Origin of the sequence: Labedaea rhizosphaerae, from assembly GCF_004362825.1 — a bacterium.
GTDB lineage: Bacteria > Actinomycetota > Actinomycetes > Mycobacteriales > Pseudonocardiaceae > Labedaea > Labedaea rhizosphaerae.
Genome location: NZ_SNXZ01000010.1, coordinates 26406 through 50284 on the forward strand (window position 1 = coordinate 26406; position 23879 = coordinate 50284).

Sequence of the window (23879 nt, forward strand, 5' to 3'; positions counted from 1 at the left end):
CGAACCTAGCGCTGCTAGCGAACCTAGCGCTGCTAGCGAACCTAGCGCTGCTAGCGAACCTAGCGCTGCTAGCGAACCTAGCGCTGCTAGCGAACCTAGCGCTGCTAGCGAACCCGAAGCCGGAGCTGCGGCGGCCGAGTCCGCCGAAGGCGGCGTGCCCGAGTTGGCGGATTCTGGCGACGATGCCGGGTCCGCTGATGAGGTCGGCACAGCCGAGGAGGCCGAGTCTGCCGCCGGCGCTGAGTTTGCCGCTGGCGCCAAGCCGGGTGATGGCACCGAATCGGCCGAGGGCGCCGAGCCTGCCGATGGCACTGATGGCACCGAGTCCGCCGGATCTCTTGCCGATGTTCCGGAAGCCGCCGCCGGACCCCTGCCGGTGGCCTCCGACTTGCCCGACCTCACCAACGACCGCGACCTGCAGGGCGCGGTCGAGGCGCTGCTGCTCGTGGTCGATTCGCCGATCGAGGTGGAGGCCATCGCCGATGCCCTGGAGGAGCCGGTCGAGCGCACCCGCGAGGTGATCGAGCGCATCGCCGAGCGCTACACCGAGGCCGGCAGCGGCATCGACCTGCGACGCACGGGCGGTGGCTGGCGGTTCTACACGCGCGATCGGTTCGCGCCGTTCGTGGAGAAGCTGCTCCTCGACGGCCAGCGCGCCAAGCTCACCCGGGCCGCCCTCGAAACCCTCGCCGTGATCGCGTACCGCCAGCCGGTCACCCGGTCGCGGGTGGCGGCGGTCCGCGGCGTCAACGTCGACGGTGTCATCCGCACGCTGCTCGCCCGCGGCCTCATCGAGGAGACCGGCACCGACCAGGAAACGGGCGGCAACCTCTACCGCACCACGGAATTGTTCCTGGAGCGCCTCGGGTTGTCGTCGTTGGAAGACCTGCCCCCGCTGGCGCCGCTGCTCCCCGAAGTGGACGCGATCGACGACATGTGAGCGCAGCGCTGGCGGGAAGCGGTGGCCCACCTGGCTCGTTGATACTCTGCGTTGTTCCTACATTCCGCAGCACCAGCAGGGAGAAACGATGTCCGACGGACCCGCACCGGAGGGCGTGCGCCTGCAGAAGGTGCTCGCCAAGGCCGGGGTCGCGTCGCGGCGGGTGGCGGAGGAGATGATCGTCGAGGGGCGGGTGAGCGTCGACGGGCGCACGGTCACCGAGCTCGGGCGGCGGGTCGATCCCGAGACCGCCGTCATCCGGGTCGACGGGACGCGGATCATCGTGCGGGACGACCTGGTCTACCTCGCGTTGAACAAGCCGCGCGGCGTGCACTCCACGATGACCGACGACCGCGGGCGACCCTGTGTCGGCGACTACGTGCGTGAACGCGGCGACCGGCTCTTCCACGTCGGCCGCCTGGACGCCGACACCGAGGGGCTGCTGCTCCTCACCAACGACGGCGATCTCGCGCACCGGCTCATGCACCCGTCCTACGAGGTCTTCAAGACCTACATGGCCGAAGTGCCCGGGCCGATCCCGCGCGACCTCGGCCGCCGGCTGCGTGCAGGCGTCGAACTCGAGGACGGTCTGGCCACGGCCGACAAGTTCCGCGTGATCGACATGACCGCGGGCAAGGCCATGGTCGAGGTCGTGCTGCACGAGGGACGCAAGCACATCGTGCGCAGGCTGCTCGCCGAGGTCGGGCACCCGGTGCGCCGGCTGATCCGCACCAAGATCGGCGACGTGGCGCTGGGCAACCAGCGGCCCGGCTCGATGCGCGCCCTGAACAACGAGGAGATCGGCTCGCTCTACGCCGCGGTGGACCTGTGACCTGGATCGAGCCCATCGCCCGTGGCTGGGTGGTCCGCGGTGAAGTCCCCGGCCCCGACGTGGACGAGTTCGCCGACCCGGTCGCCATCACCGGTGCCCTCGCGACGGGGATCGGCGGTCTGCTCGCGGTGCAACACCCGCAGCGGACTCCGGCGGCGTTGGCCAAAGGCGCGACGTTGGACGAAGCGCTCCCCGCCGCGCGAGAAGCGTTGCACGCTCTGCGTGACGAGCACTACGACGAAGTGTCCAATGTGGTCGCCTTGTACCAAGTGGACGGTCCGGACGCGTCGGCGTGCGGCCTGCTCTGCCTGGTCGACCCGGCCGCGGTCGACGTCGACGGCACCCTGCGCGTGCGGCACAGCGAAGAGGTCTACCCGGCCGTGGTCGCTGAGCGTGCCGCCGCGCTCGCCGGGCTCGGCTGCGCGACCAGCGCCGCCATGCTCGTGCCCGTGACCGATGGCGACGTGCTGACCGAGGCGGTCACCGCCGCCATCGGACGCGCGGGATCGCCTGCCGTGCAGGCAAAAGACGCAGCCGGTCGGGCGCACCGGCTTTGGCTGCTCGGCCCCGGCGGCGAACGCCAGGCGCTGCTGGAGCTCGCGGGCAGGCGCCCGCTCCTGGTCGCCGACGGCAACCACCGCGTGGCCGCGGCGTCGGGCACCGGCAAGCTGCTCGCGTTGATCACCGGCGGGCCGGACCTGCGGATCGGCGCGTTCCACCGGGTGCTGGCCGGCACCGGCAAGACGCTGGCGGATCTCGAGAGGGCGTGGCGTGCCGCCGGGCTGACCGTCGACCCGGCGGGGGAGCCGCGGCCGGGAGTCGTGGTGGCGCGCGCCGGCGACGGTGCGATCGAGGTCGTGTTACCGGTCCCCGACGGGCCTGGCCCGCACATCGACCACGCGACCGTCGAGCGGGTCCTGCTCGCCGACGCGCTCGGCCTCGACCCGGAAGGCGACCACGTCCGCCCGATCCCGGCCGGTGCCGATCCCGGTCCGGACGCGGACGCGCTGCTGATGCTGGCCCCGGTGTCCTTGGCCGAGCTGCTCGCGGTCCACGCGGCCGGACGCACGATGCCGCGCAAGTGCACGTACTTCCAGCCCAAGCCCCGCAGCGGCCTGCTCCTCGCCGACCTGCATCTCTAGCAGAGCTAGCTTTCCTAGCACTGCTAGACATCGCCTCATGTTTGGCGGATGGCAAAACCGTTGAAGCCGATCGGCCCATGGCTAGCAAAGCTAGTTTTCCTAGCACCGCTAGGTATGGCCCCTTGCTCGGCCGGTGGCAAAGCCGTTGAAGCCGATCAGCCATAGCTAGCAATGCTAGTTTTGCTAGCTTTGCTAGCTTGAGGCCCGCGGCTGAGGCCCGCGGCTGAGGCCCGCGGCTGAGGCCCGCGGCTGAGGCCCGCGGCTGAGGCCCGCGGCTGGTCGGTGGGTGGCGGAGTCCATTTCTTGGCGGCGCTAGCAACGCTAGTTTTGCTGGCAACGCTAGTTTGCTAGCGCTGCTAGATATAAGCGCGGCTCGGGGTGGGCGACCGGCAACGCCTTGCAGGCAATTCCAGGCGGCTAGCAACGCTAGGTTTTCTAGCGATGCTAGCAATTCAGCGCACCCACCACAGACCAGCGAGCCCTACGCGCCAGCCTCAGCCAATGCGCGCCACTCGTCAGCAAGCACCGACCACACCTCGGTGTCGTGCCGTACGCCGTGGTGGAGGTAGTTGCCCCGCAACACGCCATCCAGCTTCATGCCCAACCGGCGAGCCACCGCGATGCTCGCCTCGTTGCCTGACGCTACCCGCCACTCGACCCGGTGGATCCCCCGCTCCCGCACCGCCCAGTCGATGATCACCCGCGCGGCCCGGGTCACGAGACCCTTGCCCACGGCCGACGGCTCCAGCCAGCAGCCCGCCTCGGCCGTGCCCTGCTCGACGTCCATCGTGCGGAAGAGCACCCCGCCGACGAGGGTGCCGTCGAGCCAGATGCCGTAGATGCGCCCGGTGTCGGTGGCCGCTTTGTCCGCGTAGTTCCGCAGGACTGCTTTGCTCGCGGCCAGGTCGGCCACCGCGTCGGCCAGGCCGATGAACCGGCCGATGAACTCGCGGCCGCGGTCGACGTGGGCCAGGAACTCGGCAGCGTGCCACGGCTCGAGTGGCCGCAGCACGGCACCGTCGGCGCCCAGGGAGAGTTCGAACACCCGGCGGACTGTATAGCGCCGAAGCGTGTCGGTGGACCGGGATACCGTTCGCCCCATGACCGATGAGATGACCGGCACGCAGCGGCTGACGTTGACGATCGCCATCCTGGCCTCGTTCGTCAGCGGGCTCGACGGGTTCATCGTGAACGTGGCGCTCCCGGCCATCAGCGGCGACCTCGGCGGCGGGCTCAGCACGCAGCAGTGGACGGTCGACGCCTACCTCATCACCCTCGGCTCGGTCATCCTGATCGCCGGGTCGCTCTCGGACCTGTTCGGGCGCAAGCGAATCCTCGTCATCGGGCTCTACTGGTTCGGCATCACGTCGGGGTTCTGCGCGCTCGCGCAGAACGGCGTCATGCTGATCATCGGCCGGGCGTTGCAGGGCATCGCGGGCGCGATGCTGGTGCCGAGTTCGCTGGCGTTGATCGTCAGCGCGTTCAGCGGTGCCGCCCAAAGCAAGGCGATCGGCACGTGGACGGGCTGGACGACGATCTCCGCGGTGATCGGGCCGCTGCTCGGCGGGCTGCTGGTCGGCATCGCGTCCTGGCAGTGGATCTTCGCGATCAACGTCGTGCCGGTCGCGGTCACGCTGTACATGTTGCGCGGGCTCGAACTCCGCGAGGTGACCCGCAGCGAGACGAAGGTCGACCTGCCCGGCGCGATCCTCTGCGCGATCGGCCTCGCCGGCCCGGTCTACGCCCTGATCGAGGAGCCGAGTCGCGGCTGGCGTCACCCACTGGTCTGGGTACCGCTGATCGTGGGCGGCCTGGTGTTCCTGGCGTTCCTCTGGGTCGAGCGGCGCACGCGCGCGCCCATGCTGCCGCTGTCGATGTTCCGGGAGCGCAACGTCGCGTTCGGCAACCTCGCCACCATCGCCATCTACGCGGGCTTGACGATCGCCACGTTCATCGTCGTCATCACGCTGCAGCAGGTGGCGCACTACAGCGCGCTGGTCGCCGGTTTCGTGATGGTGCCGGTGACGGCGATCATGTTCGTCGGGTCGGGCCGGTTCGGCGCGCTCGCCGGTCGCTACGGGCCGCGGTTCTTCATGACCGCGGGCCCGCTCGTCGGCGCGGCCGGGTTCCTGCTGATGCTGGTGACGCGCGAGGACATGAACTACTGGACCCAGTTGCTGCCGGGCATCCTCGTCTTCGGGCTCGGCCTCAGCATGACGGTCGCGCCGTTGACGTCGGCCATCCTGGGCAGCGTCCCCGAGGAGACCGCGGGCATCGCGTCCGCGGTGAACAACGCGGTGGCGCGGGTCGCCGGGCTGGTCGCGGTCGCGCTGACCGGGCTCGTCACGGGCCCCGTGCTCACCCTGGCCGGGTTCCACCGCGCGCTGGTGCTCATCGCCGTGCTGCTCGTCGCGGGCGGGGTGGTCTCGTGGTTCGGGATCGTCAATCCCGAGCGGGCCACACCAGCGCCTGACAGACGATGACGCTGTTGCCGTCGAACGTCGCGGTCGGGCCGCCGTGCAGCTCGAACCCGAGGGTCATCGCCTCGCTGACGCGGCGGCAGAAGTTCTCGTCGTCGGGCCCGGACAGCAGACGGTAGCGGGGCAGGCCGTTGGGCGGCGGCTGCGGAAATCCGGATCCGGTCACAGCACCGATCTTGCCACGCGATCAGGCGGGTTGGCGCCTGCGCAACGCGGTCGCCAGCGGCTCCACGAACCGTGCGGTCAACGGCCCGATGATCGCCATCAGCAGCACGTAGGCGGTGGCCAGCGCCGCGAGTTCGTGCGCGACCGCGCCTGCGGCCACCGCGAGCCCCGCGATCACGATCGAGAACTCGCCGCGCGCCACCAGCGCCGCTCCCGCACGCGCCCGGCCCATCCGCCCGATCCCCTGGCGCGCCGCCGCCCACCAGCCGGTCACGACCTTCGTCAGCGTCGTCACCACCGCAAGGAGCACGGCCGCGACCAGCACCGGCGGGATCGTGCTCGGGTCGGTGTTCAGGCCGAACACCACGAAGAAGAGCGCGGCGAACAAGTCGCGCAACGGTTCGAGCATGCGCGTCGCGTTCTCGGCCGTCGAGCCGGAGATCGCGATGCCGAGCAGGAACGCGCCGACCGCGGCCGACACCTGCAGCTGCGCGGCGACCCCGGCGACCAGCAACGCGGCGCCGAGCACGCGCAGGAGGAACACCTCGGGGTCGGGACTGTCCACGATGGCCGACACGATCCGGCCGAACCGCAACGCGATCACGAGCACGATCGTGATCACGACCAGCGACACACCCACGGCGGTCAGGCCGCCGATCAGCGTCGCACCGGCCAGGACGGCGGTGAGGATCGGCAGGTACACCGCCATCACGAGGTCCTCGAACACCAGCACCGACAACACGACCGGTGTCTCGCGGTTGCCCAGCCGGCCGAGCTCGCCGAGGACCTTCGCGATGATCCCCGACGACGAGATGTAGGTGACCCCGGCCATCGCCAGCGCGCCGACCGGTCCCCAGCCCAGGATCAACGCGCACGCGGCGCCGGGCAGCCCGTTGAGCACCAGGTCGACCAGCCCCGCGGTCCACGAGCGGCGCAGCCCGGTGAAGAGTTCGTCCGCGCTGTACTCCAGGCCCAGCAACAGCAACAGCAAGATGACGCCGATCTCGCTGCTGAGCTGGGCGAACTCGTCGATGCCGTCCAGCGGCAGCAATCCGCCGCTGCCGAAGACGAGCCCGCCGATCAGGTACAGCGGGATGGGGGAGATGCCGACCTTCCACGCCAGCTTGCCGAGCATGCCCAAGCCGAAGAACACGGCTCCGAGCTCGATCAGGGAGACCGCGGTGTGCTCCACGGGGCTCAGCCGTGCTCGAGGAGGTCGGCGGCCGCGGCCAAGCCCTTCGCCGTGCCGACGACCACCAGCAGGTCACCGCCCGCGAAGGTGAAGTCCGGCCGCGGCGACGCGTGCACCGTGCCGGAGCGGACCACGGCGACCAGGGAAGCGGCGGTGCGCGTGCGCATGGCCGTGTCGCCCAGCGTGCGCCCGTCGTAGGGCGAGCCGGGGGCCAGCGGGAACTGCTTGGTGGTGACGCCCTGGATGTCGCTCTGCTGCTCGGCGAGCTGGGCGACCAGCATCGGCGCGCCCAGCAGGTTGGCCAGTGCGCCCGCCTCCTCGGCGCTCAACGGCACCGACGCCGTGCACGTGTCCGGGTCGTCCACTTTGGACACGATGAGCTCGAAGTGCCCGTCCCGGTGGGCGATCACGCCGATCCGGCGGCCCTCGCGGGTCGAGAAGTCCTGGCGCGTGCCGATACCGGGCAAAGGGGTCACATCGACGTTCACGACCCCAGGCTAACCCGCGGCGAGCAGTGCGACCGTTTTCGTGCCGCCCTCCGTGTCCTGCCGCCCCACCTCGGTGAACCCGTGCCGCAGGTGGAAGCGCATCGACCCCTCGTTGGGTGGGCGCACGTTCACCTCGCACGTGACCGGCACCCCGGGCCCGGCGTGGTCGAACACGGCCTTGTAGAGCGCCGTCCCGGTGCCCGCGCCGCGCCCGGACTCGGCGACGATCACCCGGTCCACGTACAGGAACCGCGGGTAGCGCGCGCTGAACCACAGGTAGTTCGCGCTGTCGTAGTCGGCGCCCTCGGCCATCGCCAGCACGAAGCCGAGCAGCGTGTCGCCGTCGGTGGCGACGGTGGCCAGTTCGGCCATGCCGCCCAGTTCGGCGAACCGGCCGGCGTCGAGTTCGTTCACGTTGGGCACGGCGGCGTTGTTGACGGTCAGCAGTTCCGGCAGGTCGGCCGGGGAGATCGGGCGCAGCAGCACAAGCGGAGTGTAAGTCGGGTGCCTGTCCGGGCCGGTCGGGCGACCAGGCAGAATGGAGCGTTGGAAACCCCGTCCGGCCCGAACTGGAGGAAAGCGCGTGGCACCTGGCCAGTTGCGTGGTGTCGTCGCTCTCGACGGGCCCTCGGGCACCGGCAAGTCCACGGTCGCGCGCCGTCTCGCGGGCAAGCTCGGCGCGGGTTACCTGGACACCGGCGCCATGTACCGGGCGATCACGGTCGCTGTGCTGCGGGCCGGCGTCGACCCGTCCGACGACGACGCCGTCGCCGCGATCGCCGAACGCACCGACCTGCACATCGGCGACAGCCCGGCCGCCGCGCAGGTGCGCATCGGCGACGACGACGTCACCGTCGAGATCCGCGGGCCCGAGGTGACGCTCAACGTCTCCGCCGTCTCGGCGGTGCCGCGGGTGCGCGAGCTGATGGTCGCCCGCCAGCGGTCGATCATCACCGACGTCGTGCGGCGGCTCGGCGGGATCGTCGTCGAGGGCCGCGACATCGGCACGGTCGTCGCCCCGGACGCGCCGCTGAAGGTCTACCTGACCGCGTCGGCCGATGCCCGTGCCGGGCGTCGGACCAGGCAGGACGCCGCGTCCGGGCGCAACGCGACCATCGCCGAGACCCGCAAGGACGTCGAGCGCCGCGACCGGCTCGACTCCACCCGGACCACCTCGCCGCTGCGCCCCGCGCACGACGCGGTGGAGCTGGACACCACGGCGCTCGACATCAACGGGGTGCTGAACCGGCTGGTCGGCCTGCTCGACGAGCGCGGGCTGCGGGGGCAAGCCTGTGAGGCCGGTGGCCGGTGACAGCCGGGCCCGCGCCGCTGCCGCCGGGGACCTCGACGGGGCTGCTCGCGCTCGGCCGGTGGATCGGCGCGCACCTCTACCTGCCCGCCTACCGGATCCGCAGGCACGGCTGGGAGCTGATCCCGGTGACCGGGCCGCTGGTGGTGGTCGCGAACCACAGCACGATGATCGAGCCGCAGCTGCTGTTCGGAATGTTGCCGAGGGATGCGTCGTTCCTCGTCAAGGAGGAGTTGTTCCGCGGTGTGGCCGGCAAGGCGCTGCGGGGCATCGGGCAGATCCCGATCCGCCGCGGCGCCGCCGACCGGGCGGCGCTGAGCACGGCCACCGGTGTGTTGCGGGCGGGCGGTGCGATCGGCGTGTTCCCGGAGGGCACGCGGGGCAGCGGCGACGTGGCGGCGGCCCAGCAGGGTGCGGCGTGGCTGGCCCGGGCGACCGGCGCGCGGGTGCAGCCGATCGCGACCCGGGGCACGTTGCGACCCGAGGGATCGCGACGCCGGTTCCGGCCGGTGGTGGACCTGCTCGCGGGTGCGCCGTTCGACCCGGAGATCGACAAGGGGCGAGCAGGGCTCGCCGAAGGAACGGAACTCATCCGCGCCACGCTGGCCAAGCTGGTGCGTGAACTCGACGGCATGCGTGGGAACGATGACTGAGATTGATGACACCGCCGGCTCGCTGGACGGGACCTGGTCCGACGAGACCGAGTGGGCCGCGTTCGACGCCGACGTCGACGCGACGGGGGAGCAGGCACCGGTTCCGGTGCCGACACTCGCCGTGGTCGGCAGGCCCAACGTCGGCAAGTCCACTTTGGTCAACCGGATCCTCGGCCGACGCGAGGCCGTGGTGCAGGACGTGCCCGGCGTGACCCGCGACCGGGTCTCCTACGACGCGTTGTGGAACGGCCGCCGGTTCACCGTGGTCGACACCGGCGGCTGGGAGCCCGGCGTGGACGGCCTGCAGGGCGCGGTCGCCGCGCAGGCCGAGTACGCGATGAAGAGCGCGGATGCGGTGCTGCTCGTCGTCGACGCGACCGTCGGCGCCACGGCGACCGACGAGGCCGTCGCGCGGGTGCTGCGCCGCTCGAAGCGCCCGGTCCTGCTGGCCGCCAACAAGGTCGACGACGACCGGCTGCTCGCCGACACCGCATCGCTGTGGTCGCTGGGCCTCGGCGAGCCGCGTCCGGTCAGCGCCTTGCACGGGCGCAGCTCCGGCGACCTCCTCGACGCCATCCTCGACGCCCTGCCCACGACGCCACGGGAGACCTTCGGCGGCAAGGGCGGCCCGCGCCGGGTCGCGCTGGTCGGCAAGCCCAACGTCGGCAAGTCCAGCCTGCTCAACCGGCTCACCGGCGAGCAGCGCGCGGTCGTCGACTCGGTGGCCGGGACCACCGTGGACCCGGTCGACTCGCTGGTCGAGCTGGACGGCGAGGTGTGGCGCTTCGTCGACACGGCGGGCCTGCGCAAGCGCGTCAACACCGCGAGCGGCGCCGAGTACTACGCATCACTGCGCACCAAGGCGGCGATCGACGCGGCGGAGGTCGTGATCGTCTTGCTCGACGCGAGCGAGCCGATCAGCGAGCAGGACCTGCGCGTGCTGACCATGATCGTCGAGGCCGGGCGCGCGTGCGTGCTCGCGTTGAACAAGTGGGACCTCGTCGACGAGGACCGGCGCCACCAGCTGGAACGCGAGCTGGAACGCGGTCTGGTGCGGGTGCCGTGGGCGGAGCGGATCAACGTGTCCGCGCTGACCGGCCGCGCCGTGCGCAAGCTGGCGCCCGCCTTGCGCACCGCGCTGACCTCGTGGGACACCCGTGTGCCGACCGGGCAGCTCAACGGCTGGCTCTCCGACCTGGTCGCGGCCACCCCGCCGCCGGTGCGCGGCGGCAAGCAGCCGAAGATCCTCTTCGCCACGCAGGCGGCGATCCGCCCGCCGACCGTCGTCCTGTTCACCTCCGGCTTCCTCGAGGCCGGCTACCGCCGGTTCATCGAGCGCAAGTTCCGCGAGACGTTCGGGTTCACCGGCAGCCCCGTGCGCATTTCGGTGCGAGTTCGGGAGAAGCGCCCCCGGAAGTAGGCAGGTCGGTCCGTGACCGGCCGGTTACGCTGGCGTGGAGTCGGGAACGGCCCGGCACCTGGTCAGGGGAGGCACGGCGTGGGGGTGCGGGTCGTGCTCGCCGACGACGAGCCGCTCCTGCGTGCCGGGCTGAAGGTGCTGCTGGAGGCCGACGACCGGGTCGACGTGGTCGCCGACGTCGGTGACGGCCAGAAGCTGCTCGACGCCGTGGAGCGGCACCAGCCCGACGTCGCGCTGATCGACGTGCAGATGCCGGTGCTCGACGGCCTCGGCGCGTTGCGCGTGCTCGCGCAGCAACCCGACCCGCCGGTCGCGGCCGTGCTGACCACGTTCGACCTCGACGAGTATGTCGCCCAGGCGCTCGAGCTCGGCGCGCAGGGCTTCCTGCTCAAGGACGCCGAACCCGACGCGCTGGTCCGCGCCGTGCTCGACCTCGCAGCGGGCGGCGCCGTGCTCGACCCGCGGATCACCGCACGGCTGCTGCCCCGGATGCAGCTGGCGGGCGGACGGCTGCGTGAAGCGCAACTGCTCGACGCGTTGAGCGGGCGCGAACGCCAGGTGCTCAACCTGGTCGCGTGCGGCCAGTCGAACGCCGGGATCGCCGCCGAGCTGGGCCTGACCGAGGCGACCGTGAAGAGCTACGTGTCGGCGTTGCTGACCAAACTGGGGGTGTCGAACCGCGTGCAGGCGGCGCTGTTCGTGCAGCGGGTCCAGGGTGGTGCGTCGTGACCCGGCTGCCGCGCTGGCTCCGGCTGACCCTGGTCGAAGTCCTCGCGGTCGGCTGCCCGATGGCCGTGGTGCTGATGTCGCACCCGACGTGGTGGCCGCTCGCCACGCCGGTGGCGCTGATCGCGTGCGCGTTGCTCCCCGTGCGGTTGGCCTGGCCGTGGCTGGCCATGCTGGCCTGCGGGCCCGCGTTGGTCGGCGGCCTGGGCTGGGCGCCGGTGCTGGTCGCGATGTTCCGGCTCGGCCGGTGCTCGACCCGGGTGCGTTACGTCGTGCCCTGGGTCGTGTTCGCGGTGCTCTGCTCATACCTCCCGGTGCAGCTCAAGGAATCGCTGCCGGTGCCGGACGCGATCCTGTCGATCGCGTTCGTGACGTTGACCGCGGGCGCGCCGGCCGCGCTGGGTGCGTTGCTGCGCGTGCGCCGCGAGCTGACCGAAAGCCTCACCGAGCTACGCAAGGCGCGGGAATCGGAGATGGAGGCGCGCCTGGACAACGCGCGCGCCCAGGAACGCGCCCGCATCGCCCGCGAGATCCACGACGCCGTCGGCCACCACGCCACGTTGATCGCCGTCCAGTCCGCCGCGCTCGCCGCCACGACCACCGACCCGCGGGCCCGCGCGATCGCCAAACGGTTGCGGGAGCTCGCGAAGGAGTCGCTCGCCGAAATGCGGGCGGCGCTGGGCCTGCTCAACGCCGACCGGACGCCCCGCGGCCTGATCGACCTGCCGGAGCTGATCGACCGGGCCCGCGACGCCGGCCTGTCGGTGACCCTCGAGGACGGCACAAACGGCGAGGAGCCGCTGCCGCCGGTGGCCCGCGCGGCCTACCGCGTGGTCCAGGAGGCGCTCACCAACGCGGCCCGGCACGCGCCGGGCGCCGAGGTGTCCGTGCAGGTCAACCGCGAGCGCGCCAAGATCGTCGTCACGGTGTCGAACGGCCCGTCGGTGATCCCGGAGCCCGTCGACCGCAACGGCGGGACGGGCCTGGAAGGGCTGGCCGAACGCGTGCACAGCGCCGGCGGCATCCTGCAGTCCGGCCGGGCCGCCGACGGCGGTTTCGTGCTGCGGGCCGAGCTACCAGCGAACCCGACGAAAGTTGGTAAGGAGCAGTCCACCATCGGCGGTGGTGGCGACTCCGTCGCTGCATCATGATGCGGAACGTCGCCGCGTGGGTGCGGAGGCAAGGGCCGAGGGGAAAGCAGGGATTCGCGCAAGCGGGTCCCTGCTCCTTTGTGTGAGGGCTTTTGCCTGGGGCCTTTGCCTGGGGGTCAGAGGCCACCGCGACGAGGTCTACAGGCGACCGCCGTCGCTGACCTGCGGGTTCGCCGTGGATCGCGAGCCCGCAGGCGCGCCTGCCGGCCGTTGTGGTCGCAAGGTGGTCTCAGCAGTCCGCATCGCCTCCAGCTCGGCGGCGGCCGCGTCGAGGCTCGACGCCATGGCGTCGGCCGCGTTGAGCGCGACGTCGTGGAGGAGGTGCCCGTACAGGTCGACGGTCGTCGACACCTTCGTGTGGCGCAGCATCTTCGACACGACGGCGAGCGGGACGCCTTCGGCGAGGAGCATGGTCGCCGCGCCGTGCCGGAGGTCGTGGACGCGGATCTCCGGCAGTGGGTCGGGCATCGTGGCCGTCTTCAACCCCTCGAGCGCCTCGGCCTCGGACAGCTCAGGGTGCGCCCGCTGGTAGTCGGCGATCTGCCGCGCCCGGCGCGCTCGGTTGGTGATCGACCGGAAGTGCCTCAGCACCCGCTTCGGCCGGAGTGGCGCGCCGTCCTCGCGCGGGAAGACGAGATCGTTGTCCTGGTACTCGGCGCCCCACTGGGCCCGCTCCAGCTCCAACAGGGCACGCTGAGCCTTGAGCGCCTCGACGACGCGCTGCGACAGGCCGACGCTGGCCGCCGACCCGTCGGTCTTGGGCGCCGTGAAGACCAGTGCGCCGTTGACGTCCGACAGGGTGCGTCGGACCTTGAGCGCCCGCGCGTCGAGGTCGATGTCCGACCATCTCAACGCCAGTGCCTCGCCGCGACGGAGCGCGCACCCGGCGATCGTCTCGAACAGGTACACCATCCGGTCAGCCTTCGCGTGCTGGAAGAACAGGGCGAACTGGCCTGCGTCCCACGGCAGCCGCTCGACGGCTTTCGCCGGCGGCCGTCTCACGTGCTCGACCGGGTTGTAGGGCAGCCGTCGCTGCTCGACGGCGTCGCTCATCGCGCTCGACAGCGTCGACAGGATGCGGTCCACGGTCACCGCGCCGCGGCCGGCGGCCATCAGGTCGTCACGGAACGCCTGAACGTGGTTGTGCCGCAACTGCTCCAGCTTGATCGCGCCGATGGCGGGGATGATGTCGAGGTTCACGTACCGCCCGTAGTTGAGCATGGTGCTGGGCTTGAGCGCGAGGCGCATGTCCCCGACCCAGCCGGTTAGGAACGCCGCGACGGTCTCCCGGTCGTTGATCTCGACGCCGATCCCAAGGCGCTTGAGCAGCTCGCTGAGTGCGCTTTCGGCGGCCTTCTTCGTGGGAAACCTACCGCCGCCATCCCGTGATCGGCGCACCGTCTTGCGCCGTCCGTCCACTGTGGGCACATCGACCGCGTAGTACCACTGGCCGTGCTTCCGGTCTGCTGCAAGCTTGGGGCACGCCTTGCCGAGCTGCTTTCCGGCTTCGTCGCGGCATGCGCATCTTCGGTACACCCGTCCCTTGCTCATTCGGTCTCCCTGATCTTGACGTTGATCTCATCCACCAGTTGGCGAGTTACGTTCCCACGCTTCACCGCGGCGGACTGTGACGTCGGGTCGTCAAACGTTCCCACGCGCCGGGCGTGCTCGACCGTTGCCGAGTGGCCGAACAGTCCAGCGGCAGCGGTGGCGACAGCATGCGCAGTGACGCCGAGCCGGTCGGCGATCTCGAAGGCGACGAAGTCCGGCGGCCCGGCTGAAACGTGGGCCACAAGCGCGTCTGGGTCGTCGATGGTCAGCGTCGGAGGCTTTCGACCGGACAACGCTTCGCGCCAAGCCTCGCGCTTGATCGTCGTGCCGGCGCCGGTTCTCATCTCGCCACTTCCTTCGTACAGCGAGGGGAGTGGAACGTTGAGCGTGCCGGCCAGTTGCGCAAGTTCGGCATCCGTGATCCGTGGCCGCGCGCCGCGCTCCAAGCTCGCGACGTTGCCCTTCGTCCACGGATCACCGTTGGCGCTCAACAACTTCGCGAGTGCGGTCTGTGTCATGCCTTGTGCCGTGCGGATGCGCTGGACGTTCTCCCCGACGACCGCACCGAACGCCATGGGTCGGGGAGCGTCGTCGTCGACGATCCACCCGTTCGCGTCAACGCGGAGTTGCTTGCTGCCCACCTGGTCTCCATCCGTCCATTTGGTCCGGCCCGGCCCAGCGTGTCACAGCGACGTGCTGGTGTCCAGTACATCGACGTGGTACGGTTCTATCCGAAGTGCTGGCAGGCAGCACTTCGAAGTGGAGGTAGCCCTGCCATGGGTAGACCGATCACCGATGTCCAGCCGATCGACGTGCTAAGCGCGGCTGGTCCGACCGTGTCCATGGAAGTCGCAGCAAAGGCCCTGAGCATCTCGCGCGGGCTGGCCTATGAACTCGCGAAGTCGGGCCAGCTCACGGACGGGATCAGGGTGCTGAAACTGGGCACGCGGGTCGTCGTCCCGACTGCGGATCTGCGCCGCGTTCTTGGGCTCGCCGCGTGAGCACCCCGCCCGCGGCACGCGGGGTCGACATCCTCGCGCGAGCCGACGCCACCGTCTCCATCCCGGAGGCGGCAAGAGTGCTCGGCGTCTCCAGAGATCTGGCCTACGACCTCGCCCGCCGCGGCGAACTCGGCGTCCGGGTGCTCAAGCTCGGCTGTCGCTGGAGGGTTCCGACCAATGACCTCCGGCGTGCCGTCGGGCTCGACCCGGCTGCTTGATCAAGTGGCCTGACCAGCCGCTTTACGACAACCACAGCAACCTCGCCGCGCCGCTTCCCCTCCCCAGGCGGCTGGCGCGACTAGGAAGGCCAACACACAATGGTCAACTCGAACTTGGTCACACAAGCCGAAGCCCCGGCGGTGACCAGCTCGCCGGGGCTTCGAGACCCTGAACGCCAACACAACGCTCCCGTTCAGCATGCACAGACCGTGTCACAGGTCCCGACGCGCGCCAGGGCCGGGACGCCCGCAGTCCCCGCCCTGTCCAGCGTGGTCACGATCCGTGCAGACGGCGGCTACCTCGACGTCCCGCGGCGCAGCATCGAAGGTCGGCGCGTCCGAGTGATCGTCGGGGACGCGCCGATCCTGGACCTCCCGAACATCCACGAACTCGCCGCCGCCACGTTCGCGGCCCAGCACGTCCAAATCGAAGGCAACCTCGACGCCATTCAGTACCTGGAACGGCACCTGCCGAACGCGTGGCGGGAAGCCCGCGTCGCCTACGAACTGACCATGGCCAACCTCGACGACGTGCCGCGGTTCTGATGGCCGACCTCGAAGATCCATATGCGGCCCGCGAGTGGGATGACCCGTACGCCGGCATGCCGTCACTCGCCGAGATCGAAGCAGGGGGCGACTTCGTGCCGGACGATCCGCGAGACGCCGGGGATGTCTCCACGCTGTTCCCCGAGGTCAACTGGCACGAAGTGTGGGAGCAGACCCCTGACGACGTGCAGTGGCTCGTAGAGCCGGTCATCGAACAGGGCAGGCTGTACGCGCTGTACTCGCCGCCCAAGGTCGGCAAGAGCCTCGTCACCCTGGACATGGTGGCCGCACTGGCGACCGGGCGATCGGCCCTCGGCTGCGCGCCGCGGCCGCCGATGCACGTGCTCTATGTGGACATGGAGAACTCCACCGCCGATCTCGTCGAACGGTTGAACGCGTTCGGGTACACGCCGGACGACCTGGCCGGCCGGCTGCACTACCTGAGCTTCCCCGGCCTCGCCGCGCTGGACTCCATGCGCGGCGGCCAAGAGCTACTCGCCGCGGCAGAGCACTACAAGGCTGAACTCGTCGTGATCGACACTGTGTCCCGCGTGATCGCGGGCAAGGAGAACGACTCCGACACCTTCCATGCCCTCTACCGGCACGCCCTCGCGCCCCTCAAGGCCCGGCGCATCACCGTCATCAGGCTGGACCATGCCGGCAAGGACGAGGGGCAAGGGCAGCGCGGATCGTCCGCGAAGTCATCCGACGTGGATGTCGTCTGGAAGCTCGCCAAGACCGGTCACACCACGTTCCAGCTCGACCGGATCGCAGCCCGGACGCCGCACTCGCCCGAGTCCGTGCGACTCGAGCGGCGGTTCTCGCCGCTACGGCACGAGATCACCGGAGAGGCCGGCGTCGACGCCGGAATCATGGCCGTCGTTGACGAACTCGACCGCCGCGGCGTGCCGGAGGAGCACGGCCGCGACAAGTGCCGCAGCGTGCTCAACGCGGTCGGCTTCCAGTGCTCCAACGGAACGCTCGCGGCCGCGATCAAGTACCGCAAGGACCGTGCTGAGAGCGCCGCATGACGACCTCGAACCTGTCCGGGACAGGTTCGAGCTCCCGGACAGGAGCTGACCTGTCCGCCGACCGTCCACACGCGACCCAAAACCGCACGTCGGACCTGTCCCGGACAGGTGGCGGACAGACCGGACAGTCCCACCTTGTGCACCTGTCCCCTCCCACCTCCCTCCAGGGAGGGGACAGGTGCACAGGGACCGCAGCAAACGCCCGGAGGACAACCCGATGACCAGCCACCCCGGCAACCGCAAGCCCGACCCCGATCAGCAGAACGGGCACGTGCCGTCAGGCGCGCGCGTCCCGCGCGCACGCGTTGGTTCACAGAAAGACCGCTGCCCGCCCGGTCAGCACCTCCCGGCGTGCCGCTGCGGCGTGCCTGACGACGACGAGCGGGAGCACCTGGCCACAGGGTTCGGCACGCACCTTCGCGCGCTTCGCGATGAGGTCGGGCTGACGCAGGAGGCGCTCGCGCGCCGCGCCGACCTGAGCCGGGAGATGGTGGCCCACCTTGAGACCGGCGGTCGCCGGCCGGAGACGCGAACGGTACGGCGGCTGGTCACCGCCTTGCTGCCCGGCGCGGCCAACGCCGAACGGCGCAAGGGGGAGCGCTCGACCCTCAACCGGTTGGCGGCCGACTCGGGGCGCGAGTGGCAGCGACGCCAGCTGACGCCGAGGCGTGACCGTGCGGAGGCCAGGAAGGCACGGCGGGACGCGTTCGCGTTGAAGGAGGTCGAGCGCCTGGGCAAGGAGATCGCCCGGCTGGAGGCGATCCGTGGACCCCGACCCTCTGTACCGCCAACAAAGGCCACCCCCGGCGAGCAGGGCTGATGGGACATGTGGTCGCAAGGTTGTCCGGCGGTAACGCCGTGGTGGGGGAGGGGCGACGTTCTCCGCATGAAGTCCGTGACCTCAGCAGCACAACTCACGTCCGCCGAGCATTACGCCGAAGCGGCGCGACTGCTCGACGAGTCGGCCACCAAGACGCCCCGAGACCCGGCTGTCGTCGGCCTGGCCGCCCGAGCCAGCGCGCACGCGGCGCTGGCCGCGGCCCGCGCGCAGATGGACGCCGCCGTGGCGAACTGACCGAGGCTGGTCAGTCGCCGCTGACGTCATACAGCAGTTCGTAGAGGTCCGCGGACATCACCATCTCGGTCACCTCGACCGGCCGGCCGCTGGACGTCGCTACCCGCGTCACCGTGAGCACCGGCGTGCCGCGGGTAAGACCGAGCTGGGTGCGTTCCTCGCTGGTCGGCATGCGCGCGCCAACCAGCTCCTCGAACCGGAGACGGTGGCCCGCCTCCTCAAGTCGGGCGTAGGTGCCGCCGTCCCCGGTGTCGACGTCCTCCAGGACGGTGCCCTGGGTCAGCTCGCGCGGGAGATGGGACACGGCGAGCTGAACCGGTTCGCCGTCGGCACGCATGATCCTGTCTCGGATGGTTACCTCGGCGCCAGGCGCGAGCTGGAGAAGCTCAGCTACCCGGCCCGCCGCTGGCTCGAACCTGATCCGCACCGACACGGACGGCGTCCAACCGCCCTCGTCGGCATCGGCCAGGAACGCACCGCGGCCGGCGTCGCGGGCTGCACGGGACAGCCGGTTGCGGGCGAGCCTGCGCACCGTGGGGCGTTGCCGAACGAAGATGCCGCGGCCGTGCTCGGCGACAAGAACGCCGTCGCTGCGCAGCAACTCGATGGCCTGCCGGATCGTTGGCCGGGACACGCCGAACTCGTCGACGAGGTCGCGCTCGGATGGCACCTGGTGACCGGGCGGGTACTGGCCAGTCGCAACGCGGTCGCGCAGGGTGTCCGCGACCTGCCGGTAAGCCGGGACACCCGACTCCTTGTCGATCACGCCCCTCCTCCGGCTGGTCGTGACGTCCTGATGGGTGCACACACTACCGACCGTTAACCCGACGGGCTGAGATTCCCCAACTGGTATTGACCAGTTGGCGTCACGCTGCTGTAGTGGAGGTGGACAAGACGTCATTACCAGTGGGAGCGTGGGGGCTGTGGCCGACCCGTGGAAGCAGACCCTGTCATGCCGTGACGTGGCAGGACGGCGCCGCGAGGTCACCGTGTCCATCCCCGCCGCCGAGCTTGAGCTGTACGTCCAGACCCCGCCCGGCGAGGTGGTTCGCCTCAACGTCGACGAGCTGCGCTGGATGTCGCAGGCGTTCACCGACGCCCTGCGCCAGCTGGAAGCTAGGTAACGGTCGTGGCCTGGCACCCGATCATCCGACTCCGGTCCCGCCTCATGGTGCGCAGCGAACGACGCGCCGGCTACCCCAGGCCGCGGCCGGCAGTCTGCACCTCGCCCGCGGTCCGGCGGCCCACGCCGATCATCGTGGACGCCGCCACCCAGAACGTCGTGTCCGGCTCGGCACACCCCTCCTCCCCCGTAGGAGCCGAGCCGGGCACGGCCCCGCAAGACCGGTGGGGAATTGATCTGCGTTGGGGTGTCGAGCTTCTACACCGCATCCCCGACGACGCCGAGCCGCTCTCGTCGGTCGACGACCACCCGCTGCAGGTCTTCCAGGGCGCGTGCGGACGGCCGGCGCTGCTGATCCGCCAGCACCTGCTCGACAGGACGCGCACGGTGTGGTTCGACTGGGCGGACTGGGATCGCTGCCCGAACTGCGCGCGGTAGGTGGGCCCGTGTCGGATACCACGCACTGGCACCGCGACGCGTTCCGCCTCGAGGAGGCGCACGCCGTGGACATCAACCACACCCGGCTCGCGTTCGGCCGCCGGGTACGCCGCTACGTTCCCGCGCTGTGTGGATCTTGGGCGCGGGCCGACCTGCCGGCGAGCGGGGTCACTCGGCGGTGCCCGCTCTGCGTTTGGCTTGTCGACGGCGAGCAGCGACAGACTTAGCCGCCATCGTCTGGTAGTGCGCTTTCCTCGCCGACTCGGCGGCTTTGGCCCGCGCTATCGGGTCCATCACGCCGTCCGGGTCCACCAGACGTTCGAACCTCTCGTCGGCGGCGGCGCGCCCTGCGGCTGTCCGGGCCGCCCGGTTGGGCGTACGCGCCCACGACGTGTTCGCCGCCGCCTGCGCATGGAGGCGCTTCTCCGGCGGGGTGCGTTCGTCTGCCATGCCAGCAGCGTCCCACCCTGCGCCGCCAGAGACCACACCGAGATCACCAGGCCAGTCGATGCACCTGAGCGGCCGTGGGCTCTGTTCACCGATCACCGACCATGGCGCGCGTTGCGGCGGCGCAGGGGAGGGATGACACGCACCCACGACCCTGGACGCCGTGGCACACACATCGAACCCGTTCCCTGACCTGCGGGAACTGAAACACTTCACGGACGAGACGCACGCGCGCGCCCTCGAGCTGCCGATCAACGGCAAGACCTACCGGTTCGACGCGGGAAAGATCAGCTTTCGGGCGGGTCTCCTGATCACCAGGATGCGCGTCGCGCAGGCCCTCTACCAAGCTGCGCTCGACGCCGGCGAAGACCCGGACCCCGAGGTCGTGACCCTCGATGACGACGAGTACCGCCACGTCCTCGAGCAGCTGGTGACGCCCGAACGTCGCGACGAGTTCATCGCCGACGGCCTCACCGTCGACGAGGTCGAGCACGTCCGCAAGACCGTCTTGCTCTGGCTCATGTGGGGCGAGGAAGCCGCGGCCGACTACTGGGTTGGCAAGTTGTCGGACGGCGGGAAGGACGGCCCCGACCCAAAAGTACCGGCCTCCGCATCGACGAAAACGGCTGGGTCGTCAACGCGGAAGAGTTCAACAGGGACGAACCGGCGCCGTTCGACTGGGTCGACGTCCTCGAAGCCTGGGGACTCGTCGAGGCCGGATTCCACGCCCACTACGCCGTCGACCTCGCGTCGTCGGAAGCCCTCGACGGACACACCTGGCGGTGGTTCGAGGTGAGGCTGTGGGGTTTGCCGTCCGAGGCCCGGCTGTGGCGCAAGCTCGCGCCGGCCGAGAAGCCACCCGAGGAAGCCACCGTCGAGGGCATCGACGCGGCACTCGGTCTAAGCCGGGAGGGGTGACGACGGATGGCCCTGATGGTCGGCGAGATCCAGGCGCTCATAACGGCCGACGCGTCGAAGTTCAAGCAGGAGACCGACAAGGCGCTTGCGACCGGCAAGAAGTTCCGGTCCGACGCCAGCCGCCCGGTTGAGATCAACGGCGACGGCAAGCCGTTCGCCGACACCTTGAACAAGGCCGACGCGAACTGGATGAAGACGGTCCAGTCGATCGGCGGCAAGCATGCGGCGCTCACCGCCGACGACAAGGTGTCGCCCGTCCTCAAGGCAGTGAATGCCCAAGATCTGCCGGACAAGAGCGTTGCGCTCAACGCCGACGACAACGCCAGCCCCGCGGTCGACAAGATCAAGCGCGAGCAGATCCCCGCCAAGAAGGTCCCCGTCGAGGTCGACGACCAGACCGCCGAGGGCACCGCGAAGATCGGCGAGAGCCTCACCAAGTGGGCGGCCGGCCTCGGGTTGGGCGCCTTGATCGCCAAGGGAATCGCGACCGGCCTGGACATCTCCGACGCCCGTACCGCGCTACAGAACCAGATGGGCCTGTCCACACAGGACGCCGAGAGGTACGGCGCCCTGGCCGGGAAGGTCTACGCCGACGGGTTCGCCGAGTCGCGCGACCAGGTCGTCGAAGCCATCTCGTCGGCCAGCAGCAACTTCGCCGGGTTCATGCAGCTGACCGAGGACGCACAGGACGCGGTCGCGAAGGCGGGCATCCGGATAGCCAACGTGTTCGGCCAGGACGTCACCGGGGTCATGCGCGCCGCTGGCGCCATGGTCGCCTCACACCTGGCCCCCGACATTCAGACCGCGATGGACACCATCACCACCGGACTCCAGAGCGCGGCCAACAAGAGCGACGATCTGCTCGACACCTTCAACGAGTACAGCCCCTTCTTCGCCAAGGTCGGGCTGTCGGCCTCGGAGTCGCTCGGCCTGATGAACGCCGCGATCCTCGCCGGCGCGCGCGACTCCGACCAGGCGGCGGACGCGATCAAGGAGTTCACACTCCGGGCCACCGACGGATCGGCGACGACCGCGGACGGGTTCAACTCGATCGGCCTGTCCGCACAGGAGATGTCGGCGGCCATCGCCGCGGGCGGCGACTCGGCGCACGGGGCGTTCATCAAGACACTCGCCGGGTTACAGTCCATACAGGACCCGTTGGAGCGCAACAGGATCGGCGTCGAGCTGATGGGCTCGCAGTGGGAGGATGCCTTTAACAACGCGCTCCCCGCCATGGACCTGACGAAGATCGGCATGGACAACATCGCCGGCTCGACGGACCGCCTCCACACGTCGAGCAGCCAGATGTTCAGCGTGATCATGCGCGGCTTCCAGGAGTGGGCGCCCGCCGTCGGTGGCGTAGTGCTCGCGCTCGGCGCCCTGCCTGGGGCGTTCGGAACGGTCAAGGACGTCGCCACTAGCACGTGGGAGAAAGTCACCACGGGCCTCACCAACCTCAACTCGAAGATGGGTTCGGGCTGGAAGACCGCGGGCCTGCTCGCGGGCGGGTTCGGCGTGGCCGGCCTCGCCGCCGCGGCTGTCTCCATCGGCATCGGCGAGCTGGTCGACCAGAACGAAAGGGCCGCGCAGGCCGAGGCCGAGCATCAACAGCGGGTCCAGGCGCTGGCCGCCGCGCTGCGCGAGTCCAACGGTGCCATCGACGACAACGTCCGGGCCATCGCCGCGAAAAACCTCGCCGAGACGCAGGTCGAGGGCGGCAAGACCATGCTGGAGATCGCCCGCGAAACCGGGGTGGCTCTGCCGGACCTGACCGACGCGTACCTCGGCAACGCCGACGCAATCGAGCGTGTGCGCGCCGCGGGCAACAAGTGGGCCGCCGACCAGTTGAACGGCGCCGGCTCCGGCGAAGACGCCATGAGCCGGGCGCGGACGATCGCCGACTACACGAGCAAGGTCAACGGCCTCAACGGCGAGTTCAACGACGGTGTCCAGGCTGAGAAGAATCTCGCCGCTGCCACCAAGGAAGGCAACTCGGCGCAGCAGCAGGCCGCAGCGGCCACCGAGCACCACACGCAGGCGCTCAAGGAGTTGCAGGACCTCCAACTCGGCTTCGCGGACAAGAACCTCGCCTACCGGTCGTCCGTCGCGCAGTTGGGCGATGCTCAGCAGCGTCTCGCCGACGCCACCAAGGCGCAGGCCGACGCGCTCAAGGCGCACGGCAAGAACTCAGCCGAGTACAAGCAGGCGTCCGCCGACGCTGCCGAGGCGAGTCGCGGCGCCGAGTCCGCGATGCTCGGTGAAGTCCGGGCGGCCGGCGAGCTCGCCAAGGCGGAGAACGCCGGCAAGGACCAGAAGGTCATCGACGCTGCGGTCACAAAGGCGCAGACGGCGGAGATCATCAAACTCGCCGAGGCTTCCGGCAACCATGCGCCGCTTGCCTTGCGGCAGATGATCGCCTCCCTCGACGCGACTTCCCTTGCCGCCCTTGGTGTGACGCGCAAGGTCACCAACACCGGCGACGCCATCTACGAGCTGCCTGACGGCAAGACGGTCACCATCAAGGCGTCCGACTTCGCGAGCGGCACCCTGGACAACGTCGCGAACAAGGTCAACAGCTTGCACGACAAGACCGTCACCGTGAAGGTCAAGGCTGACATGGCCGGCTTCTACCACTCGGTCAATGCGGCTGGGCAGCAGTTCGGCGTTCCCTTCTACGCCAAGGGAACGGACTACCACCCCGGCGGGCTCGCCGTGGTCGGCGAGCATGGCCCGGAGCTTTTGAACCTGCCGAAGGGCTCGCAGGTGATCCCGGCCGCCCCGACCCGCGACCTCATGCGTCCATCGGTCAGTTCAACGACCTCGACCGCGACCTCGACCACTCACACGGACAGGTCGCGTCACGTCACGTACAACATCGAGCAGGGCCTCGCGCCCCACGAAGTGGTGCGGGTGATCAAGCGATACGAGGCCGAGCAGATGGCCTTGTACGGGCCCTGAACCTCCGACGGCGGGCGTCCCGTGCCATCGCCCGCCGTCGGTCCCACCTTGCGATCGCGCGCGCTTTTTGTTGCA

The 23879-nt window shown here is 70.1% G+C and carries 29 protein-coding genes; 20 read left to right on the plus strand and 9 right to left on the minus strand.

Annotation, left to right across the window (positions count from 1 at the left end; all coding sequences use genetic code 11):
• Window positions 1-376 precede the first annotated feature (376 nt).
• The 3 genes from scpB to EV186_RS36065 all read left to right on the plus strand — a co-directional run bounded on the left by scpB (window position 377) and on the right by EV186_RS36065 (window position 2914).
• Complete coding sequence (gene scpB / locus EV186_RS36055) at window positions 377-940, plus strand: SMC-Scp complex subunit ScpB (RefSeq protein ID WP_424984047.1); 564 nt, start codon at window positions 377-379, stop codon at window positions 938-940.
• Window positions 941-1028: 88 nt separating this feature from the next.
• The gene (locus EV186_RS36060; RefSeq protein ID WP_133854032.1) at window positions 1029-1772 is read left to right on the plus strand and encodes a pseudouridine synthase; all 744 of its coding nucleotides are present in this window, start codon (window positions 1029-1031) and stop codon (window positions 1770-1772) included.
• Window positions 1769-2914, plus strand: a complete 1146-nt coding sequence (locus EV186_RS36065; protein ID WP_133854033.1) for a DUF1015 family protein — start codon at window positions 1769-1771, stop codon at window positions 2912-2914. The genes EV186_RS36060 and EV186_RS36065 overlap by 4 nt, the downstream gene beginning before the upstream one ends.
• Window positions 2915-3395: 481 nt before the next feature.
• On the opposite strand, the gene EV186_RS36070 is transcribed toward EV186_RS36065, so the two are convergent.
• A complete protein-coding gene (locus EV186_RS36070) occupies window positions 3396-3959 on the minus strand; it encodes a GNAT family N-acetyltransferase (protein ID WP_133854034.1) in 564 nt (187 codons plus the stop codon).
• A 55-nt stretch (window positions 3960-4014) separates the two neighbouring features.
• Here EV186_RS36070 and EV186_RS36075 point away from each other — a divergent pair, with 55 nt between their 5' ends.
• Window positions 4015-5397: an MFS transporter gene (locus EV186_RS36075; RefSeq protein WP_208115965.1), complete on the plus strand. Its 1383-nt coding sequence runs from the start codon at window positions 4015-4017 to the stop codon at window positions 5395-5397.
• On the opposite strand, the gene EV186_RS36080 is transcribed toward EV186_RS36075, so the two are convergent.
• Genes EV186_RS36080 through EV186_RS36095 form a run of 4 tightly spaced genes read right to left on the minus strand, consistent with a single transcriptional unit; the run spans window position 5357 to window position 7725 of the window.
• Window positions 5357-5560: a DUF1737 domain-containing protein gene (locus EV186_RS36080; protein ID WP_133854035.1), complete on the minus strand. Its 204-nt coding sequence runs from the start codon at window positions 5558-5560 to the stop codon at window positions 5357-5359. The genes EV186_RS36075 and EV186_RS36080 overlap by 41 nt on opposite strands.
• Before the next feature lie 21 nt (window positions 5561-5581).
• Entirely contained in the window at window positions 5582-6751 is a 1170-nt protein-coding gene (locus EV186_RS36085) for a cation:proton antiporter (protein ID WP_133854036.1), read from the minus strand.
• A 5-nt stretch (window positions 6752-6756) separates the two neighbouring features.
• Window positions 6757-7239, minus strand: a complete 483-nt coding sequence (locus tag EV186_RS36090) for a cation:proton antiporter regulatory subunit (RefSeq protein WP_133854037.1) — start codon at window positions 7237-7239, stop codon at window positions 6757-6759.
• Between the two features lie 9 nt (window positions 7240-7248).
• Window positions 7249-7725, minus strand: a complete 477-nt coding sequence (locus EV186_RS36095; RefSeq protein ID WP_208115966.1) for a GNAT family N-acetyltransferase — start codon at window positions 7723-7725, stop codon at window positions 7249-7251.
• Window positions 7726-7777: 52 nt separating this feature from the next.
• On the opposite strand from EV186_RS36095, the gene cmk reads away from it, so the two are divergent.
• The 5 genes from cmk (at window position 7778) to EV186_RS36120 (ending at window position 12498) form a co-directional block, all read left to right on the plus strand.
• On the plus strand, window positions 7778-8551 hold the full coding sequence (gene cmk, locus EV186_RS36100; protein ID WP_133854038.1) for a (d)CMP kinase: 774 nt from the start codon (window positions 7778-7780) through the stop codon (window positions 8549-8551).
• Window positions 8548-9201 carry a lysophospholipid acyltransferase family protein gene (locus EV186_RS36105; RefSeq protein ID WP_133854039.1) on the plus strand — a complete coding sequence of 218 codons (654 nt, stop codon included), beginning with the start codon at window positions 8548-8550 and terminating at the stop codon, window positions 9199-9201. Before cmk ends, EV186_RS36105 begins: the two co-directional genes overlap by 4 nt.
• A complete protein-coding gene (gene der, locus EV186_RS36110; RefSeq protein ID WP_133854040.1) occupies window positions 9194-10621 on the plus strand; it encodes a ribosome biogenesis GTPase Der in 1428 nt (475 codons plus the stop codon). The genes EV186_RS36105 and der overlap by 8 nt, the downstream gene beginning before the upstream one ends.
• Window positions 10622-10699: 78 nt before the next feature.
• Complete coding sequence (locus tag EV186_RS36115) at window positions 10700-11350, plus strand: response regulator (protein WP_133854041.1); 651 nt, start codon at window positions 10700-10702, stop codon at window positions 11348-11350.
• Window positions 11347-12498, plus strand: a complete 1152-nt coding sequence (locus EV186_RS36120) for a sensor histidine kinase (RefSeq protein ID WP_243754506.1) — start codon at window positions 11347-11349, stop codon at window positions 12496-12498. The genes EV186_RS36115 and EV186_RS36120 overlap by 4 nt, the downstream gene beginning before the upstream one ends.
• A 138-nt stretch (window positions 12499-12636) precedes the next feature.
• Here EV186_RS36120 and EV186_RS36125 read toward each other — a convergent pair whose 3' ends face one another.
• On the minus strand, window positions 12637-14049 hold the full coding sequence (locus tag EV186_RS36125; protein WP_133854042.1) for a tyrosine-type recombinase/integrase: 1413 nt from the start codon (window positions 14047-14049) through the stop codon (window positions 12637-12639).
• Window positions 14046-14690 carry a helix-turn-helix domain-containing protein gene (locus EV186_RS36130; protein ID WP_133854043.1) on the minus strand — a complete coding sequence of 215 codons (645 nt, stop codon included), beginning with the start codon at window positions 14688-14690 and terminating at the stop codon, window positions 14046-14048. The genes EV186_RS36125 and EV186_RS36130 overlap by 4 nt, the downstream gene beginning before the upstream one ends.
• Before the next feature lie 135 nt (window positions 14691-14825).
• Between EV186_RS36130 and EV186_RS36135 the strand changes: the two genes are divergently transcribed.
• The 6 genes from EV186_RS36135 (at window position 14826) to EV186_RS36160 (ending at window position 17920) form a co-directional block, all read left to right on the plus strand.
• On the plus strand, window positions 14826-15050 hold the full coding sequence (locus EV186_RS36135; protein ID WP_133854044.1) for a DNA-binding protein: 225 nt from the start codon (window positions 14826-14828) through the stop codon (window positions 15048-15050).
• Window positions 15047-15268 carry a helix-turn-helix domain-containing protein gene (locus EV186_RS36140; protein ID WP_133854045.1) on the plus strand — a complete coding sequence of 74 codons (222 nt, stop codon included), beginning with the start codon at window positions 15047-15049 and terminating at the stop codon, window positions 15266-15268. The genes EV186_RS36135 and EV186_RS36140 overlap by 4 nt, the downstream gene beginning before the upstream one ends.
• A 270-nt stretch (window positions 15269-15538) precedes the next feature.
• Window positions 15539-15814, plus strand: a complete 276-nt coding sequence (locus EV186_RS36145; RefSeq protein WP_133854046.1) for a hypothetical protein — start codon at window positions 15539-15541, stop codon at window positions 15812-15814.
• The gene (locus EV186_RS36150; protein WP_133854047.1) at window positions 15814-16845 is read left to right on the plus strand and encodes an AAA family ATPase; all 1032 of its coding nucleotides are present in this window, start codon (window positions 15814-15816) and stop codon (window positions 16843-16845) included. The genes EV186_RS36145 and EV186_RS36150 overlap by 1 nt, the downstream gene beginning before the upstream one ends.
• Before the next feature lie 178 nt (window positions 16846-17023).
• Complete coding sequence (locus EV186_RS36155) at window positions 17024-17665, plus strand: helix-turn-helix transcriptional regulator (RefSeq protein WP_133854048.1); 642 nt, start codon at window positions 17024-17026, stop codon at window positions 17663-17665.
• Window positions 17666-17731: 66 nt separating this feature from the next.
• A complete protein-coding gene (locus EV186_RS36160; RefSeq protein ID WP_133854049.1) occupies window positions 17732-17920 on the plus strand; it encodes a hypothetical protein in 189 nt (62 codons plus the stop codon).
• Window positions 17921-17930: 10 nt separating this feature from the next.
• Here the strand turns inward: EV186_RS36160 and EV186_RS36165 are convergent, their stop codons facing one another.
• Window positions 17931-18686, minus strand: a complete 756-nt coding sequence (locus EV186_RS36165; RefSeq protein WP_133854050.1) for a GntR family transcriptional regulator — start codon at window positions 18684-18686, stop codon at window positions 17931-17933.
• Between the two features lie 196 nt (window positions 18687-18882).
• On the opposite strand from EV186_RS36165, the gene EV186_RS39255 reads away from it, so the two are divergent.
• Together EV186_RS39255 and EV186_RS36170 are read left to right on the plus strand one after the other, a co-directional pair.
• Window positions 18883-19044, plus strand: a complete 162-nt coding sequence (locus EV186_RS39255) for a hypothetical protein (protein ID WP_166659493.1) — start codon at window positions 18883-18885, stop codon at window positions 19042-19044.
• 44 nt (window positions 19045-19088) lie between these two features.
• Window positions 19089-19481: a hypothetical protein gene (locus EV186_RS36170; protein WP_133854051.1), complete on the plus strand. Its 393-nt coding sequence runs from the start codon at window positions 19089-19091 to the stop codon at window positions 19479-19481.
• Between the two features lie 168 nt (window positions 19482-19649).
• Here EV186_RS36170 and EV186_RS36175 read toward each other — a convergent pair whose 3' ends face one another.
• Window positions 19650-19931, minus strand: a complete 282-nt coding sequence (locus tag EV186_RS36175; RefSeq protein ID WP_133854052.1) for a hypothetical protein — start codon at window positions 19929-19931, stop codon at window positions 19650-19652.
• Window positions 19932-20091: 160 nt separating this feature from the next.
• Between EV186_RS36175 and EV186_RS39695 the strand changes: the two genes are divergently transcribed.
• Genes EV186_RS39695 through EV186_RS36190 form a run of 3 tightly spaced genes read left to right on the plus strand, consistent with a single transcriptional unit; the run spans window position 20092 to window position 23804 of the window.
• The gene (locus EV186_RS39695; protein WP_208115967.1) at window positions 20092-20724 is read left to right on the plus strand and encodes a DUF7426 family protein; all 633 of its coding nucleotides are present in this window, start codon (window positions 20092-20094) and stop codon (window positions 20722-20724) included.
• Window positions 20721-20846: a hypothetical protein gene (locus EV186_RS40635; protein ID WP_279538357.1), complete on the plus strand. Its 126-nt coding sequence runs from the start codon at window positions 20721-20723 to the stop codon at window positions 20844-20846. Before EV186_RS39695 ends, EV186_RS40635 begins: the two co-directional genes overlap by 4 nt.
• 6 nt (window positions 20847-20852) lie before the next feature.
• On the plus strand, window positions 20853-23804 hold the full coding sequence (locus tag EV186_RS36190; RefSeq protein WP_133854055.1) for a phage tail tape measure protein: 2952 nt from the start codon (window positions 20853-20855) through the stop codon (window positions 23802-23804).
• Window positions 23805-23879 lie beyond the last annotated feature (75 nt).